This is a genomic window from Streptomyces sp. NBC_01306 (genome assembly GCF_026340465.1).
Lineage (GTDB): Bacteria > Actinomycetota > Actinomycetes > Streptomycetales > Streptomycetaceae > Streptomyces.
In genome coordinates this window covers 580,334-597,174 of the sequence record NZ_JAPEPC010000001.1, presented here as the reverse complement: position 1 = coordinate 597,174, position 16,841 = coordinate 580,334, and the positions used below count along the sequence as shown (strand labels likewise).

The 16,841-nt window shown below is 70.8% G+C and carries 13 protein-coding genes; 6 read left to right on the top strand and 7 right to left on the bottom strand.

Annotated elements, in window-relative coordinates:
- Positions 1-7 precede the first annotated feature (7 nt).
- The 6 genes from ccrA to OG385_RS02510 all read right to left on the bottom strand — a co-directional run bounded on the left by ccrA (position 8) and on the right by OG385_RS02510 (position 8,465).
- The gene (gene ccrA / locus OG385_RS02535; RefSeq protein ID WP_266851410.1) at positions 8-1,402 is read right to left on the bottom strand and encodes a crotonyl-CoA carboxylase/reductase; all 1,395 of its coding nucleotides are present in this window, start codon (positions 1,400-1,402) and stop codon (positions 8-10) included.
- 389 nt (positions 1,403-1,791) lie between these two features.
- The gene (locus OG385_RS02530; RefSeq protein ID WP_266851409.1) at positions 1,792-2,607 is read right to left on the bottom strand and encodes a TetR family transcriptional regulator; all 816 of its coding nucleotides are present in this window, start codon (positions 2,605-2,607) and stop codon (positions 1,792-1,794) included.
- Between the two features lie 91 nt (positions 2,608-2,698).
- Complete coding sequence (locus OG385_RS02525; protein ID WP_266851407.1) at positions 2,699-4,480, bottom strand: 3-hydroxyacyl-CoA dehydrogenase family protein; 1,782 nt, start codon at positions 4,478-4,480, stop codon at positions 2,699-2,701.
- A gap of 436 nt (positions 4,481-4,916) precedes the next feature.
- The gene (locus OG385_RS02520) at positions 4,917-5,702 is read right to left on the bottom strand and encodes a 3-oxoacyl-ACP reductase (RefSeq protein ID WP_266860572.1); all 786 of its coding nucleotides are present in this window, start codon (positions 5,700-5,702) and stop codon (positions 4,917-4,919) included.
- A gap of 10 nt (positions 5,703-5,712) precedes the next feature.
- Positions 5,713-7,086: an aldehyde dehydrogenase gene (locus OG385_RS02515; protein ID WP_266851405.1), complete on the bottom strand. Its 1,374-nt coding sequence runs from the start codon at positions 7,084-7,086 to the stop codon at positions 5,713-5,715.
- 11 nt (positions 7,087-7,097) lie between these two features.
- On the bottom strand, positions 7,098-8,465 hold the full coding sequence (locus OG385_RS02510; protein WP_266851404.1) for a glutamine synthetase family protein: 1,368 nt from the start codon (positions 8,463-8,465) through the stop codon (positions 7,098-7,100).
- A 74-nt stretch (positions 8,466-8,539) separates the two neighbouring features.
- On the opposite strand from OG385_RS02510, the gene OG385_RS02505 reads away from it, so the two are divergent.
- The 4 genes from OG385_RS02505 (at position 8,540) to OG385_RS02490 (ending at position 12,362) form a co-directional block, all read left to right on the top strand.
- Positions 8,540-9,271: a FadR/GntR family transcriptional regulator gene (locus OG385_RS02505; RefSeq protein WP_266851402.1), complete on the top strand. Its 732-nt coding sequence runs from the start codon at positions 8,540-8,542 to the stop codon at positions 9,269-9,271.
- Between the two features lie 137 nt (positions 9,272-9,408).
- The gene (gene eat / locus OG385_RS02500; RefSeq protein WP_266851400.1) at positions 9,409-10,887 is read left to right on the top strand and encodes an ethanolamine permease; all 1,479 of its coding nucleotides are present in this window, start codon (positions 9,409-9,411) and stop codon (positions 10,885-10,887) included.
- A gap of 84 nt (positions 10,888-10,971) precedes the next feature.
- The gene (locus OG385_RS02495) at positions 10,972-11,670 is read left to right on the top strand and encodes a gamma-glutamyl-gamma-aminobutyrate hydrolase family protein (protein WP_266851398.1); all 699 of its coding nucleotides are present in this window, start codon (positions 10,972-10,974) and stop codon (positions 11,668-11,670) included.
- A 107-nt stretch (positions 11,671-11,777) separates the two neighbouring features.
- Complete coding sequence (locus OG385_RS02490) at positions 11,778-12,362, top strand: HEAT repeat domain-containing protein (protein WP_266851396.1); 585 nt, start codon at positions 11,778-11,780, stop codon at positions 12,360-12,362.
- 28 nt (positions 12,363-12,390) lie between these two features.
- On the opposite strand, the gene OG385_RS02485 is transcribed toward OG385_RS02490, so the two are convergent.
- Positions 12,391-13,446: an Rv2578c family radical SAM protein gene (locus tag OG385_RS02485; RefSeq protein ID WP_266851395.1), complete on the bottom strand. Its 1,056-nt coding sequence runs from the start codon at positions 13,444-13,446 to the stop codon at positions 12,391-12,393.
- Between the two features lie 144 nt (positions 13,447-13,590).
- On the opposite strand from OG385_RS02485, the gene OG385_RS02480 reads away from it, so the two are divergent.
- Together OG385_RS02480 and OG385_RS02475 are read left to right on the top strand one after the other, a co-directional pair.
- Positions 13,591-14,046, top strand: coding sequence for an SRPBCC family protein (locus OG385_RS02480; protein ID WP_266851393.1), 456 nt, complete (start codon positions 13,591-13,593; stop codon positions 14,044-14,046).
- A gap of 186 nt (positions 14,047-14,232) precedes the next feature.
- Positions 14,233-16,638, top strand: a complete 2,406-nt coding sequence (locus tag OG385_RS02475; protein ID WP_266851391.1) for an MFS transporter — start codon at positions 14,233-14,235, stop codon at positions 16,636-16,638.
- The last annotated feature ends 203 nt before the right edge of the window (positions 16,639-16,841 follow it).

Genomic DNA, 16,841 nt, shown 5'->3' with positions numbered 1-16,841 from the left:
GGAGACCTCAGACGTTCCGGCCGGCGGCGGTCTGCTCCGCGGGGGTGCTGCGGAACAGGTTGATGGCGTCGACGTGCTGCGCACGCAGCTCCGGGTCGCGCACCCCGAGCCCCTCGGTGGGCGCCAGCGCCAGGACGCCGACCTTGCCCTGGTGCAGGTTGCGGTGCACGTCGTACGCGGCCTGGCCGGTGTCGTCGAGCGAGTACACCTTCGACAGGGTGGGGTGGATCTTGCCCTTGGCGATCAGCCGGTTGGCCTCCCAGGCCTCGCGGTAGTTGGCGAAGTGGGAGCCGATGATCCGCTTCAGTGACATCCACAGATAGCGGTTGTCGTACTCGTGGGTGTACCCCGAGGTCGAGGCACAGGTGACGATCGTGCCGCCCTTGCGCGTGACGTACACCGACGCACCGAACGTCTCGCGGCCCGGGTGCTCGAAGACGATGTCCACGTCCTCGCCGCCGGTCAGTTCGCGGATGCGCTTGCCGAACCGCTTCCACTCGCGCGGGTCCTGGTGGTGCTCGTCCTTCCAGAACTTGTAGTCCTCCGCGTTGCGGTCGATGATCGCCTCGGCGCCCATCCGGCGGCAGATGTCCGCCTTCTGGTCACTGGAGACGACACAGACCGGGTTGGCGCCGCCGGCCAGCGCGAACTGGGTGGCATAGCTGCCGAGTCCGCCGCTGGCACCCCAGATCAGCACGTTGTCGCCCTGCTTCATCCCGGCGCCGTTGCGGGAGACCAGCTGGCGGTACGCGGTGGAGTTGACCAGGCCGGGGGCCGCGGCCTCCTCCCAGCTGAGGTGGCCGGGCTTGGGCATCAGCTGGTTGGACTTGACGAGGGCGATCTCCGCCAGGCCGCCGAAGTTGGTCTCGAAGCCCCAGATGCGCTGCTCGGGGTCGAGCATCGTGTCGTTGTGGCCGTCGGAGCTCTCCAGCTCCACCGACAGGCAGTGCGCGACGACTTCGTCGCCCGGCTGCCAGGCGTTGACCCCGGGTCCGGTCCGCAGCACGACGCCCGCGAGGTCGGAGCCGATGACGTGGTACGGCAGGTCGTGGCGCTTGGTGAGCTCGCTGAGCCTGCCGTACCGCTCCAGGAAGGAGAACGTCGAGACGGGCTCGAAGATCGAGGTCCAGACGGAGTTGTAATTCACCGAGCTGGCCATGACGGCCACCAAGGCCTCGCCAGGGCCGAGTTCGGGCACCGGCACGTCCTCGACATGGAGGGACTTGCGCGGGTCCTTGTCGCGGCTTTCGAGGCCGGCGAACATCTCCGCCTCGTCCTTGTGCACGGTCACCGCGCGGTACGAATCGGGGAGTGCCAGGGCGGCGAAGTCGGCCGCCGTGGCAGCGCTGGATCCGCTTGCTGTGTCGGTCCGCGACTGGATCGCGTCCAGGATTTCCTTCACGGTGCTGCCTCCGGCGAAGCGTGTTGGGGGAGTTGGTCGGGGGTGAGCCCCGCGGGAGGCGGGGCTGCTGCTGTGGAGGTGTGCCGTCGGTTCGGCGTGAGTGGAGCGGCGGCGCTCTGGTGGGGCGCTGAAGGTGCCTGTGACGCAGGCGTCCGGGCGCGTGAACACGTGGTTCACGGGGACAGCCGGCATACGAAGGTCGCTGTACGCCGGCCGCCCGGACACCTTCAACGTATGGCACCCCGTGCCAAGCCGCAAGACACTGAGTGCCAACAAATTCTCTCAGTTGTCACCCCCGGGCCACGGATGAGCAGAAAAACCCGGAACGGCCGCCCCCGGAGGGACGGCCGTCGCGATGCAGATCGGTCAGATACTGGTCGGTTCTGTGCTCAGCGCTTCCTCAGCGCCTGCTCGATGGTGCGCATGACTTCGTCGAGCGGGGCATCGGTACGCGCCACCGTCACCAGCACCTCACCACTGCTCCGCACGGTCGCGGCCGGGGTGCGCTCGGCGGTGCGGCCGGCGCCTATCCCGGTGCCGAAGGTGTCCCGGACGATGGCGAAGGCGTGGTCGAGCCTGGCCTCCACGTCGCCCTGGCCGCCGGCCCGCAGCCAGCGGCGCAGTACGTGGTTGTGCGCGGTGACCACGGCGGACGCCGCCACCTCGGCCAGCAGCGGGTCGTCGTTGCCGTCGTGCTGCTCGTGCTCGTCGAAGTGGCCCAGCAGATAGCGGGTGAACAGCCGCTCGTAGCGGGCCACCGAGGCGATCTCGGCCTCCCGCAGCGTGGGCACCTCACGGGTCAGCTTGTACCGCGCCACCGAGACCACCGGCGACGCCGCGTACATCCGCATGACTTCCTTGATGCCCCGGCACACGGTGTCGAGCGGATGCTCGTGCGGCGGCGCCGCGTTCAGCACCGCCTCGGCCCGCACCAGTGTGTCGTCGTGGTCCGGGAAGATTGCCTCTTCCTTGGAGCGGAAGTGCCGGAAGAAGGTCCGGCGGGCGACCCCGGCCTGCGCCGCGATCTCGTCGACGGTCGTCGCCTCGTACCCTTTGGCCGCGAAGAGCTCCATCGCCGCCGAAGCCAGTTCGCGGCGCATTTTGAGGCGCTGGGCGGCCGCGCGGCTGCCTGCGGCACTCTCAGGGGCGTCTGACGACGCCTTCTTGCGGACAGGCCGTCGGACGGGGCCGGTGAGCTCGGGCATGGTCCGAACGTACTGCATCGGACCTGCGGAACGTGTTTGCGGGGGCGGGCCGCCGCCCGGTTCCAGCAGCCCGCCCCAGTCGCCCGGCGGATCAGCGACGGGCATACTCACGGAAACCGCGCCCGGTCTTGCGGCCGAGACAGCCCGCCGCCACCAGGTGTTCGAGCAGCGGCGCGGGGGCGAGACCCGGGTCGCGGAACTCGCGGTGCAGCACCCGCTCGATGGCGAGCGAGACATCCAGGCCGACCACGTCCAGGAGCTCGAAGGGGCCCATCGGATAGCCGCCGCCCAGCTTCATCGCCGCGTCGATGTCGTCGAGCGTCGCGTAGTGCTCCTGGACCATCTTGACCGCGTTGTTGAGGTACGGGAACAGCAGCGCGTTCACGATGAAACCGGCGCGGTCGCCGCAGTCCACCGGGTGCTTGCGCACCTTCGTGCAGACCTCGCGGGCCGTGGCGTGGACGTCGTCGGCGGTGAGGACGGTGCGGACCACCTCGACCAGCTTCATCGCCGGAGCCGGGTTGAAGAAGTGCATCCCGACGACATCCTGCGGGCGCGAGGTGGCGCGGGCGCACGCGATGACCGGGAGCGACGAGGTGGTGGTGGCGAGCACCGCGCCCTGCTTGCAGACCTTGTCGAGCATCTCGAAGAGCTGCTGCTTGACCTCCAGGTCCTCGGCGACCGCCTCGACGGCCAGATCCACCCCGGCGAACGCGTCGAGCGAACCGGCCGGGGCGATCCTGGCCAGCGCCTCGTCACGGGCCGCCGCGGTCATCCGCCCCTTGTCGACGGAGCGGGCGAGCGACTTGGCGACACGGGCCTTCGCGGCGTCGGCCTTCTCCGGGCTGCGGGCGGCGAGCACCACGTCGTAACCGGCCTTGGCGAAGACCTCGGCGATGCCCGATGCCATCGTCCCCGAGCCCGCGACGCCCACCGATGTGACGGGCCGGGCCGCGGCGAGCTGCGCACTGTCGAGCGGGGTGAGGGCGTCCCGCACCACGTCGGCGCTGCCCGGTTCCTGGTACGTGTAGAAGCCGCGGCCCGACTTGCGGCCGGTCAGCCCGGCGTTGCTGAGCTGCTTGAGGATCGGGGCGGGCGCGTGCAGCCGGTCCCGGGACGCGGAGTACATCGCCTCCAGGACGGTGCGCGCGGTGTCGATGCCGATCAGGTCGAGCAGCGCGAGCGGGCCCATCGGCAGCCCGCAGCCGAGCCGCATCGCCGCGTCGATGTCCTCGCGGGACGCGTACTTGGCCTCGTACATCGCCGCTGCCTGGTTGAGATAGCCGAACAGCAGCCCGTCAGCGACGAAACCGGGGCGGTCGCCGACCGCGACGGGCTCCTTGCCGAGCTCGCGGGCGAGGTCGGTGACGGCTTCGACGGCCGTCGGAGCGGTCAGCACCGATGAGACCACCTCGACCAGCTTCATCGCCGGCGCCGGATTGAAGAAGTGCAGGCCCAGGACGCGCTCGGGGTGCGAGGTGTCGGCGGCGAGCCGGGTCACGGACAGGGCGTTGGTGCCGGTGGCCACGACCGCGGTGGGGCGCACGATCCCGTCCAGGGCGCGGAGGACCTGCTGCTTCGTCTCGTACGACTCCGGCACGACCTCGATCACCAGGTCGGCGTCGGCCGCGGCCTGGAGGTCGGAGAAGGTGCGGAACCGGGCGAGGACGTCCAGCCGCTCCTGATCGGTGAGGCGCTCCCGCTGCACGGCGCGGGCGGTGGAGGCTTCCAGTGCCGCCACGGCGCGGGCCGCGGCGTCGGGGCTGACGTCGATTCCGATGACCTCGCGACCGCCGCGGGTCAGGACCTCGGCGATGCCGGTGCCCATGGTGCCGAGGCCGACCACGGCGATGGTGTGGAGAGGGATGTCCATCAGGGGACTCCAGGGATGAGTGACGACTGAGGGGTGCACGCGGTGCCCGGCCGTACCAGCGGTACACCGGGGGCGTGCGTGAGGTGTCGTGAGAGGGGCCGACGGACCCGGTCCCGGGGCCACGTCGTACAGAAGTGCTGAACCGACAGACACTCGTGGCGGCTGCGTCACCAGGCCGCGCTGAGGTGGAACGAGCGGGAGGGTGTCCCGCTCACTTGAGACTAACCGGTGAGTAACGAGCGCGCCATCCCTGGAGCGCTGTGATCTGGATCGCTGCTGCGCCGTTGGATCGCCGCGGCGCCGGCGGCCGGGGGTACGACGCGGCTGGGGGTACGACGCCGCCGGGGCCGGCACACGGTGGTGCCGGCCCCGGCGAGAGGTGAGAGGTGAGAGGTGAGAGGTGCGAGGCGAGACGGGTGAGCTGTGCGGCAGGGCGTCAGACGGGCGTGACGTACGCGCCCGCGATCCCGCCGTCGACCAGGAACTCGGCGGCGTTGACGAAGGAGGAGTCGTCGCTGGCGAGGAAGGCGACGGCGGACGCGATCTCCTCGGGCTCGGCGAACCGGCCGACGGGGACGTGCACCAGCCGGCGCTCGGCGAGCGCCGGATCGTCGGCGAACAGCTTCTTCAGGAGCGGGGTGTTGACCGGCCCCGGGCACAGGGCGTTGACCCGGATGCCCTCGCGGGCGAACTGCACGCCCAGTTCGCGCGACATGGAGAGCACGCCGCCCTTGGATGCGGAGTAGCTGATCTGGGAGGTGGCGGCACCCATCACGGCCACGAAGGACGCGGTGTTGATGATGGAGCCGCGGCGCTGGTCCCGCATATAGGGCAGGGCGTGCTTGCAGCAGAGGTAGACCGAGGTGAGGTTGACCTCCTGCACGCGCTTCCAGGCGTCCAGTTCCGTGGTGAGGATCGAGTTGTCGTCGGGCGGCGAGATACCGGCGTTGTTGAAGGCGATGTCGACCGAGCCGTAGGTGTCGAAGGCGGTCCTGTAGAGCGCCTGGACCTGGTCGGATTCGACCACGTCCACCTGGACGAAGAGGCCGCCTACCTCGGCGGCGGCGGCCTTGCCCGCCTTGTCGTCGATGTCGGCGCAGACGACGTTGGCGCCTTCGGATGCCAGCCTGCGGGCGGTGGCGAGCCCGATGCCGCTGGCGGCTCCGGTGATCACTGCGGTGCGGCCCACCAGCCGGCGGCACACGGGGCTCTGGTCGGTCACTTCGGTCACTTCAGTACCCCTTGGCTGCGATGAAGACGTTCTTGGTCTCGGTGAAGGCGGACAGTGCGTCCGGACCCAGCTCACGGCCGAGTCCGGACTGTTTGAATCCCCCGAAGGGGGTCGAATAGCGCACGCTGCTGTGGGAGTTGACGGAGAGGTTGCCGGCCGCGACAGCGCGCGAGACGCGCAGCGCCCGGCCGACGTCGCGGGTCCACAGGGAGCCGGAGAGCCCGTAGTCGGTGGCGTTGGCGATCCGGATCGCGTCGGCCTCGTCGTCGAAGGGGAGGACGACGGCGACCGGGCCGAAGATCTCCTCGACGGCCGTACGGTCGTCGGGGCGCCCTTCCAGGACGGTGGCCGGATACCAGAAGCCCTTGCCCGTGGGCGCCTCGCCGCGGATGGCGGCCGGTGCCCCCTCGGGGACGTAGGACCGTACCCGTTCGCGCTGGGCGTGGGAGATCAGCGGGCCCATCCGGGTGGCGGGGTCGGCGGGGTCGCCGGCCACGAACGCTCTGACCGCGGGCTCCAGCAGCTCCATGTAGCGGTCGTACACCGAGCGCTGGACGAGGATGCGGCTGCGGGCGCAGCAGTCCTGGCCGGTGTTGTCGAGGAAGGATCCGGGGGTGGCGGCCGCTGCGGCCTCGATGTCGGCGTCGGCGAAGACGATGTTGGGGCTCTTGCCGCCCAGTTCCAGGGTCAGTCGCTTGGTCTGCTCCGCGCAGCGGGCCGCGATCCGCCGGCCCGTGGCGGTGGAGCCGGTGAAGACGACCTTGGCGACGCCGGGGTGGTCGACGAGGGCGGCGCCGGTGACCGGGCCCTCACCCGGCAGGACCTGGAAGAGGCCCTCGGGGAGTCCGGCGTCCAGCGCGTACTGCGCGAGCCGGAGCGCGGTGAGGGGGGTGGTCTCGGCCGGTTTGAGGAGGACCGCGTTGCCGGCCGCGAGCGCGGGGGCGGTGCCCCAGGCGGCGATCGGCATCGGGAAGTTCCAGGGGGCGATCACGGCGACGACGCCGAGCGGTTCCTGGAAGGTGACGTTCAGACCTCCCTCGACCGGGATCTGGGCGCCGTTGAGGCGTTCCACTCCGCCGGCGGCGTAGTGCAGCAGATCGCGGACGTTGCCCGCCTCCCACTCGGCGTTGCCCAGCGGGTGGCCGGCCTCCTGCATCTCCAGCCGGGCGAGCTGCCCGCGGTGGGCGTCCACGACGTCGGCGAACCGGCGCAGTATGCGGGCCCGGTCGGCGGGTGCCAGGGCGGCCCACTTCACCTGGGCGGCGCCGGCCCGGCGTACCGCGGCGTCGACCTCGGCGGGGGACGTGGTGGGGACGGTGGCCACCAGTTCCTCGTTGGCCGGATTGATGATGTCCAGCTCGTGCACATTGACCATGTGGTTGTTCCTCACATGCGCTCGAAGGAGCGGAAGCGTTCCCAGTCGGTGACGGCCGCGTCGTAGGCGTCCTGTTCGACGCGGGCCATGTGGCGGTAGTGGTCGACGACCTCGTCGCCGAAGGCTTCCCGGGCGATCGGGCTGTTCTCCCAGCGCTCGGCGGCCTCGCGGAGCGTGGTGGGGACGTGTACGGCGTCGCTGTTGTAGGCGTTGCCGGTGCAGGGCTCGGGGAGTTCCAGCTCGTTCTCCACCCCGTACAGGCCGGCTGCGACCATCGCGGCGACCGCCAGATAGGGGTTCACATCGCCGCCGGGCAGCCGGTTCTCCAGCCGGTGCGAGCGGCCGTGGCCGATCACCCGCAGTGCGCAGGTCCGGTTGTCAGGGCCCCAGGCGACGGCGGTGGGCGCGAAGGAGCCGTCGCGGAAGCGCTTGTACGAGTTGATGTTCGGGGCGTAGAAGAGCGTGAAGTCCCGCATGGCGGCGGCCTGTCCCGCGAGGAAGTGCCGCATGACCTGCGACATGCCGTACGGGCCGTTGTCGTCGGCCAGCACGGGCCGGCCGTCCGCGTCCCGCAGCGAGAGATGGATGTGGCAGGAGTTGCCCTCCCGCTCGTCGTACTTCGCCATGAAGGTGAGCGACATGCCCTCCTGGGCCGCGATCTCCTTGGCGCCGGTCTTGTAGATGCTGTGCTGGTCGCAGGTGGTGAGCGCCTCGTCGTACACGAACACGATCTCGTGCTGGCCGAGGTTGCACTCGCCCTTGGCGGACTCGACCGTCATGCCGGCCCCGCCCATCTCGTTGCGGATGCGGCGCAGCAGTGGTTCGACCCGGCCGGTGCCGAGCACCGAGTAGTCGGCGTTGTACTGGTTGGCCGGGTTCATCTGGCGGTAGCCGCGGGACCAGCCCTCTTCGTAGGTGTCCTTGAAGAGCATGAACTCCAGCTCGGTGCCGGCGTACGCGCTCCAGCCCCGCTCGGCGAGCCGGTCCAGCTGGCGGCGCAGGATCTGCCGGGGGGAGGCGACGACCGGCGAGCGGTCGTGCCAGGCCAGGTCGGCGGTGATGAGTGCGGTGCCGGGGTTCCAGGGGGTGCGGCGCAGGGTCGCGGCGTCGCCGTGCATGGCGAAATCTCCGTAACCGCGCTCCCAGGAGGACATTTCGTAGCCCCCGACGGTATTCAGGTCCACATCCACGGCGAGGAGGTAGTTGCAGCCCTCCGTGCCGTGTTCGAGGACCGTGTCGAGGAAGTAGCGGGCGGCGAACCGCTTGCCCTGGAGCCTGCCTTGCATATCCGTGAAGGCGAGGACGACAGTGTCGATCTCTCCGGCTTCAACGAGGACTCTGAGCTCCTCGGGCGAGAGTGGGGGCGTGCGGTCAGCCACGGTTCTGCCTCCTGTCACTGCATCCGGAGGTCATAAGGTATGCGGGTGAACCATTGATTGGGAAGGTGTTGGTGATGGACGGTGCGTTGGACCGGCTTGCGCCCGTGCTGCGGCCGGTGCGCGCGGGCAACGGTTTCGAGGAGGCACTGGAGCAGATACTCCAGATAGTCCGGCTCGGTCTGGTCCCGCAGGGTGAACGGCTGCCTTCCGAAAGGGAGTTGGCCGAGCGGCTGCAGATCAGCCGGGTGACCCTGCGCGAGGTGCTGAAGGTACTCCAGGACCAGGGCCTGGTGGAGGCGAGGCGCGGGCGCTACGGCGGCACCTTCGTACGGGTGCGTACGGAGAATCCCGGCGAGGCCGAACTGCGGCGCAGGATCGGGAGGACGGATGTCGAGGACGCTCTGCGCTTCCGGGAGGTGCTGGAGGTCGGCGCGGCCGGACTGTGCGCGACGCACGGGCTGACCGGCACGGAGAGCGACCGGCTGCGCTCCGCGCTCGCGGCGACCCATGACGCGCCGCTGGCGGACTACCGCAGGCGCGACACGATGCTGCATCTGACGCTCGCGGAGCTGTCCGGTTCGGCGTCGCTGGCGGCCCAGTACGCGGCGGTGCGGGCGGGCGTGAACGACCTGCTGGACTGCATTCCGCTGCTGGTACGGAATCTGGAGCATTCGCAGGCCCAGCACAGTGCACTGGTGGAGGCGGTGCTGGAGGGCGACGCGGACGGCGCGCGCGAGGTGATGCGCGAGCACTGCTGCGGGACCGCCGCCCTCCTGCGGGGATTCCTGACAACCCCGGCGCCCTGACGGTCCGTTGGCGGGCCCCTCGGGGGTACGGGAACTCGCCAAGTCTCGTGCAGAGGTCTTGCGCGGAACGGCGCAGGCGGCAAAGGTGTGCGGCTAAACCTTTACCCGGATCCCCATCGGCGAGGCAGGAGCGGCTCATGGCCGACAGCGAGGAAACCGCACGCACCGCACCACCGCCCGCGCCCTCCCCGGGCGGCGGCCCGTCGCCCGAGGACACCTATCTGGAGCGTCGGGCGCTGCGCCGGGGCAGCGCCGGGCCCCTGCTGCTGACCGGTCTGGGCGTCGCCTACGTCGTCTCCGGAGACTTCTCGGGATGGAACAACGGCCTGGCGCACGGCGGCTTCGGCGGCCTGGCCATCGCCGCCGTCCTGATGGGCCTGATGTACACCTGCCTGGTCTTCGCGCTGGCGGAGCTGTCCTCGATCCTGCCGACCGCGGGCGGTGGTTACGGCTTCGCCCGGCGCGCGCTGGGCACCTGGGGCGGCTTTCTGACCGGAACCGCGATCCTCATCGAATATGTGCTGGCGCCCGCCGCGATCGCCATCTTCCTCGGTGACTATGTCGAAGCGCTCGGCCTGTTCGGCCTGCACTCCGGCTGGCCGGTCTATCTCGCCTGCTTCGTGATCTTCATCGGCATCCATCTGTGGGGCGTCGGCGAGGCGCTGCGGTTCAGCCTGGTCGTCACCGCGATAGCCGTCGCCGCGATCGTCGTCTTCGCGCTGGCCGCGCTCACCGACTTCCATGTGGACACGCTCAACGACATCCCGGTCAGGAGCGGCGCCCTCGGTGCCAACTCCTGGCTGCCGTTCGGTGTTCTGGGCATCTGGGCGGCCTTCCCGTTCGGTATGTGGTTCTTCCTCGGCGTCGAGGGCGTACCTCTGGCAGCCGAGGAGACCAGGGACCCTGCCCGCGTCCTGCCGAAGGCGATGGCCGCCGCGATGGGCATTCTGCTGCTGCTCGCCCTGGTCACCTTCACCGCGGCGACCGGTGCCCGCGGCTCCGCGGCGATCCAGTCGGTGGGCGATCCACTGGTCCACGCGCTGCAGCCGCACGGCGAGCCGACCGTGGTCAGCCGGATCGTCAACTACGCGGGCCTCGCGGGCCTGGTCGCCTCGTTCTTCTCCCTCATCTTCGCCGGCTCGCGGCAGCTCTTCGCGCTCTCCCGGGCCGGCTACCTGCCTCGTTTCCTCTCCCTCACCAGCCGGCGCAAGGCGCCCTACCTCGGCCTGCTGATCCCCGGCGCGCTGGGCTTCGCGCTCGCCGCGGCCACCGGCGACGGCGCCCGGATGCTGAATGTCGCGGTCTTCGGCGCCACCATCTCCTACGCGCTGATGTCGCTCTCGCACATCGTGCTGCGCCGCCGCGAACCCGGCCTGTACCGCCCGTACCGCACCCCCGGCGGGATGCTGACCTCGTCCGTCGCGTTCGTGCTGGCCTGCTCGGCGCTGGTCGCGACCTTCCTGGTCGACAAGGAGGCCGCCTTCATCGCGCTAAGTGTCTACGGCGTGGCGCTCGCCTACTTCGCCTGCTACTCCCGCCACCATCTGGTGGCCGCGGCGCCCGAGGAGGAATTCGCGGCGCTGGCGGCGGCCGAGGCCGAACTCGAACGAGGCTGACCCCGGCCGCCCGGCCCCGCACTCCGGCGGCCGCCGACCACACGCCAACCACACGCCCCGCCATCCACACGCACGGAGGAGCCGATGTCCCAGCCGCTGATCGGCATCAGCACGTATCTGGAGGAGGCCCGGTGGGGGGTGTGGTCGCTCCCCGCGGCGGTGCTGCCCGCCGGCTACCACCGGCTGGTGCAGCGCGCGGGCGGGCTCGCGGCGCTACTGCCGCCGGACAGTCCGTCGGCAGCCGCGTCGGCCGTCGCCCGTCTGGACGGGCTGGTGATCGCCGGCGGGGCGGACGTCGAGCCCGCCCGCTACGGCGCGGCCGCGCACCCCAGGACCGGGCCGCCCGCCCTGGACCGGGACGCCTGGGAACTGGCCCTGATCGAGGCCGCGTTGGAGTGCGGCGTACCGCTGCTGGGCATCTGCCGCGGACTGCAACTGCTGAACGTGGCGCTGGGCGGCACCCTTGTCCAGCACCTCGAAGGGCACGCCGGTGCGCCCGGCGTCTTCGGACGGCATGTCATCAGGCCCGTCCCCGGGACACTGCTGGGCAGGACGCTGCCCGAGCCGGTGTCCGTGCCGACCTACCACCATCAGGCGGTGGACCGGCTCGGCCGCGGGCTGCTCGGTTCGGCGTATGCCGAGGACGGCACCGTCGAGGCCTTGGAGCTGCCCGGCGCGCGTGCTTTCACCCTGGCCGTGCAGTGGCATCCGGAGGCCGGGGACGACACCCGGGTGGTGGCCGCGCTGGTGGCGGCGGCCCGCGAGGGGTCCGCCGTGCGGTGAGCCGGTGAGGAGCGGCCGGTGGACCGGCGTTTCCGGACGGACTCCCCGCCCGTCTCAGCCGCGGATGCCGTCTGCCGTGGTCGCGGCCGCGGGATTACGCTTCCGCCATGGACGAGGCTTCCGGCACGGACGAGGAACTGCGGTCGTTCACGGACCGGCTGCGCGGTGAGGCCGGGGGCTCGGCGGCGTACGAACGGCTGGCCGTCACCGGGGACCTGGAGGAGCTGGCCGGCGTCCTGACCGAGCCGGGACGGCCGCTGTGGGCGCGGGAGCTGGCGGCGTTCCGGCTGGGCTGCGCCGGGGACCGCCGGGCCTTCGAGGCCCTGGTGCTGCTGCTCAATCACCGTGACCCGGAGCGCTGTGCCCCGGCGGCGTACGCGCTCGCCCGCCTCGGTGACCCGCGCACCGCCCGCGCAGCGGCGGCCCTCGCGACCAACCCGCTGCGCACGGCCTACGCACTCCAGCCGGTGCGGCTGCTCACCGAGTTGCGGGCCCCCGAGTCCGCGCCCGCGCTGATCCGCACACTGGCGCCGCTGCTGGCACCTGACAGCCCTCATCCGCGGGTCGCCCTCGGCTGTGTCGAGGGGCTGGGGGTGCTCGGCGACCCGCGCGCCCGTCCGGTGCTCGAAGCGGCCCTGGCCCGCCCGGCGCTGCACGTCGCGGCGTCCCGGGCGCTGGGGCTGCTCGGATAAGGGCAACGCCCGGCCGGGCAGATCCCGTTCAGATCAGCGTCAGCTGGGTGGGCACCGCCGGTGAGGTCTCGGGCGGTGCCGGGATCCGGCGCGGCACACCGCGCTGGGCCGGGCCGATGCCGTACTCGGCGGCCAGCTCGTGCACCTGGCGGGTGATCCGGCGCTGGTACCACTTGGGGGCGTACGCTCCCGCCGCGTACAACCGCTCGTAGCGCCTGACCAGGTGCGGATGGTGCTCCGCGAGCCAGGACATGAACCACTCGCGCGCCCCGGGCCGCAGATGCAGGACGAGCGGGGTCACCGAGGTCGCCCCGGAGGCCGCGACCGCGCGGACCGTGGCGCGCAGCTGGTCCGGGTGGTCGCCGAGGAACGGGATCACCGGTGCCATCAGCACCCCGCAGCCGATACCGGCGTCGGTCAGGGTGCGTACGGCGCCGAGCCGGCGCAGCGGTGCGGGGGTGCCCGGCTCCACCGTGCGCCACAGCTCCTCGTCCACGAAGCCGACCGAGACGGATACACCGACATCGGTGACCCGCGCGGCCTGCTGGAGCAGCTCCAGATCGCGCAGGATCAGAGTGCCCTTGGTCAGGATGCTGAACGGGTTCGCGTAGTCGCGCAGGGCCGAGATGATGCCCGGCATCAACCCGTACCGTCCCTCCGCCCGCTGGTAACAGTCGACATTGGTGCCCATCGCGATGTGCGCGCCCTGCCACTGGCGGGAGGCGAGCTTGGAGCGCAGCAGCTCCGGCGCGTTGGTCTTCACGACGATCTGCGAGTCGAAGCCGAGACCGGTGTCGAGGTCCAGATAGCTGTGGGTCTTCCTCGCGAAACAGTAGACACAGGCGTGACTGCACCCCCGGTACGGATTGACCGTCCATTCGAACGGCATCCGGGAGGCGCCGGGCACCCGGTTCACGATCGAACGTGCCCGTACCTCATGGAAGGTGATTCCGCGGAACTCCGGGGTGTCGACGGTGCGAGTCGTCACGGAGTCCGCCCCGAACAGCGCGGCGTTCCCACCGGTTCCGGCGTCCCCCGCGGTGGTGTCGTTCCCGGCTTTCCCGGTCAGCTGGTCCCAGCGCATGGCGCCTCCTCGATAGCACGTACAGTCGAATAGAACACCTGTTCCCATGATTCATGCAACCCGGATTTCCGTGCCCGCACCCGAGGTGGTTGGCTCAGCACGGTTCATCACACCGACTGAAGTACGACAGCTGGAGGAACTGGTATGGCGCAGGTAGAGGCCACCACGGAGCGGATCATCGAGGCGGACGCCGAGGCGGTGTTCGACGCGCTCGCCGACTACAGCGGTACCCGCGAGAAGCTCCTGCCGGGGCACTTCAGCGAGTACGAGGTCCGGGAGGGCGGCGACGGTGACGGCACGCTCGTCCACTGGAAGCTCCAGGCCACCAGCAAGCGCATCCGGGACTGCCTGCTCGACGTGACCGAGCCGACCGACGGACAGCTCGTCGAGAAGGACCGGAACTCCTCCATGGTGACCACCTGGACGGTCACCCCCGCCGGGGAGGGCAAGTCGAAGGCTGTCGTCTCCACCGTGTGGAACGGCGCCGGCGGCATCGGTGGCTTCTTCGAGAAGACCTTCGCCCCCAAGGGCCTCGGCCGCATTTACGACGAGCTGCTCGCGAAGCTCGACGCCGAAGTGGGCAAGCAGTCGGCCGCGTAACCCCTTCGGGCGGAAATGATGCTCACCGGTTCGAGTGGTTTTCTGTACGGCCCTGTTGTGCGCCGTAGGTGCTCCCACCGGCCCTGAAGCCCCCGGCGTGCGCCTCGCGCGCCAATCGTCGCGCTTGCACCCCTTGTCGCTGAATGCGAGAAAAGGGCGGCGCAGGCGCGACGAGGGGAGCGGTACGTGGGTGGCATCACTCTGGTGAAGGACGGTCCGGACGGGCAGACCGATGTCCTGACGGAATCGGCGGCCGTCCCGCCCCCACCACCCCCCGCACCGGGGGAGCAGCCCGAACTCGGTGCCGGCCGGGTGCGGATGGTCTTCTTCGGGCTGATGCTCACGCTGCTGCTCGCGGCCCTCGACCAGATGATCGTGGCGACCGCGCTGCCGAAGATCGTCGGTGAACTGCACGGCCTGGACAAGATGTCCTGGGCCGTCACGGCGTATCTCCTCGCCTCCACGATCGGCCTGCCGGTCTACGGCAAGCTCGGCGACCTCTTCGGCCGCAAGAGCATCTTCATGTTCGCGATCATCGTCTTCGTGATCGGCTCCGCCCTGGCCGGCTGGTCCAGGACGATGAACGAACTGATCGCCTTCCGCGCCGTCCAGGGCATCGGGGGCGGCGGCCTCATGATCGGCGTGCAGGCGATCATCGGCGACATCGTGCCGCCGCGCCAGCGCGGTCGCTTCATGGGGCTGATCGGCGCGGTCTTCGGGCTCGCGTCCGTCGCAGGTCCGCTCATCGGCGGCTTCTTCACCGACCACGCCTCCTGGCGCTGGTGCTTCTACATCAACGTGCCGTTCGGGCTGGTCACCCTGGCCGTCATCGCGGTCGTGCTGAAGCTGCCGAAGCCAACTGCCAAGCCCCGCCTGGACATCCTGGGCGCGCTGCTGCTGGCCGTCGCTTCGACCTGTCTGGTGCTGCTGACGACGTGGGGCGGCAACGAGTACGCCTGGGGCTCGCACACCATCGTCGGGCTGGCCGCCGGATGCGCCGTGGCGACCCTGCTCTTCCTGGCCGTTGAGCACCGGGCGCCCGAACCGATCATCCCCCTGCGGCTGTTCCGCGACTCGATCTTCAATGTGACGGCGCTCGTCGGGGCCGTCGTGGGCGTCGCGCTCTTCGGCGCCGCCAGCTATCTGCCGACCTTCCTGCAGATGGTCGACGGCGCCAGCGCCACCGAGTCCGGGCTCTTCATGCTGCCGATGATGGGCGGCGTCGTGATCGCCTCCATCGTCTCCGGGCAGCTGACCAGCCGCACCGGGCGGTACAAGATCTTCCCGGTGCTCGGCAGCGCGATCTCCGCCGTCGGGATGTGGCTGCTCTCCCGTCTGGAGACCGACACCCCCCAACTCACGTACAGCATCTGGATGGCCGTACTCGGCACCGGTATCGGCCTGATCATGTCGATCCTGGTGCTGGCCGTGCAGAACTCCGTGGACCCCCGCGACCTCGGCACCGCCACCAGCGCCAACAACTACTTCCGGCAGATCGGCGGCAGCGTCGGCGCAGCAGTCTTCGGCGCGCTCTTCGCCGGCCGCCTCACCGACGCCCTCAAGGTCCGCATCCCGTCCGGAGCGCACCTCCCCGACCCCGAGTCGATCACCCCGCAGCTGGTCCACTCGCTGCCGCCCGCCCTGCGGGACGGCTACATCCGGGCGTACGCCGACGCGATGCCCCGGATCTTCCTCTACCTGGTGCCGGTGCTCGTGCTCGGCCTGTTCATCGCCTTCTTCCTCAAGGAGAAACCGCTGGTGTCCCACAACGCCCCCGCAGCCGCACCGGATGCCACCGTGCCCGCGGCCCGCGCTCCGGAAGCCCCGTACGTCCCGGGCGTCCCCGTCTGCGGGACCGTCCAGCACTACGACGGATCAACGGTGCCGCGCGCGGCACTCACCCTCATCGACATCACCGGGCGCCAGATCGGGCGCGGTGCGAGCGGCGAGGACGGGCGGTACGCGCTGAGCGTCCCCGGATCCGGCTCGTACGTCCTCATCGCGGCGGCGGGCGGCCACCAGCCGCAGGCCGTCAGCGTCACCGTCGGAGAGCGCCCAGTCGATCTCGACGTGGTGCTCGGCGGCGCCGGACGGCTGGCCGGGACCGTGGTCACCGCGGACGGCACGCCGGTGCGCGACGCGGCCGTGACGCTCACCGACGTACGCGGCGAAGTCGTCGCGTCCACCCGCAGCGGCCGGGAAGGCGGCTATGTCATCAACGAGTTGGTGGCCGGTGAGTACACCCTGGCCGGAAGCGCCCCCGCGTTCCGCCCGGCCGCGATGCCGGTGACCGTGCAGGCCGCACGCGAGACCCGGCAGGACGTCGAACTCGCGGGCGGCGCCGTGCTGCGCGGCACCGTGCGGGCAGGCGGCGGACGGCCGGTCGAGGACGCGCGGGTGACGCTGCTCGACGCGGCGGGGAACGTGGTGGACACCCTCACCACGGGCCCCGACGGCACCTTCCGCTTCGTGGATCTCTCGTCCGGCGAGTACACGGTGATCGCGGCCGGCTACCCGCCGGTGGCGACGGTGCTCCAGGTCGCGGGCGGCGGGCGCACCGAGCGCGATCTCCAGCTCGGGCACGAGGACTGACCCCCGAGGACTGACCCCCGAGGACCGGCCGATGAGGACCGGTCTGTGAGAACCGGCTGGTGAGGACCGGCCCACGACGAGTGCACGGGTCCGGCGTGCGCCGGGCGCACCACCCGTCGGGGCCGATTCCGCCGATGGCCCCCGGGCGCCGGACGCGGGGCCGTACGGTGGACTCACGTGCCGCAGAGCGTTGCGGCCGGGAA

Excerpts from the sequence above, each read along its gene's own strand:
- OG385_RS02530 (WP_266851409.1), bottom strand. The coding sequence starts at position 2,607 with ATGCCCGAGCTCACCGGCCCCGTCCGACGGCCTGTCCGCAAGAAGGCG.
- OG385_RS02525 (WP_266851407.1), bottom strand. The coding sequence starts at position 4,480 with ATGGACATCCCTCTCCACACCATCGCCGTGGTCGGCCTCGGCACCATG.
- eat (WP_266851400.1), top strand. The coding sequence starts at position 9,409 with ATGGCCGACAGCGAGGAAACCGCACGCACCGCACCACCGCCCGCGCCC.
- OG385_RS02490 (WP_266851396.1), top strand. The coding sequence starts at position 11,778 with ATGGACGAGGCTTCCGGCACGGACGAGGAACTGCGGTCGTTCACGGAC.
- OG385_RS02505 (WP_266851402.1), top strand. The coding sequence starts at position 8,540 with ATGGACGGTGCGTTGGACCGGCTTGCGCCCGTGCTGCGGCCGGTGCGC.
- OG385_RS02495 (WP_266851398.1), top strand. The coding sequence starts at position 10,972 with ATGTCCCAGCCGCTGATCGGCATCAGCACGTATCTGGAGGAGGCCCGG.
- OG385_RS02515 (WP_266851405.1), bottom strand. The coding sequence starts at position 7,086 with ATGGTCAATGTGCACGAGCTGGACATCATCAATCCGGCCAACGAGGAA.
- OG385_RS02485 (WP_266851395.1), bottom strand. The coding sequence starts at position 13,446 with ATGCGCTGGGACCAGCTGACCGGGAAAGCCGGGAACGACACCACCGCG.
- OG385_RS02480 (WP_266851393.1), top strand. The coding sequence starts at position 13,591 with ATGGCGCAGGTAGAGGCCACCACGGAGCGGATCATCGAGGCGGACGCC.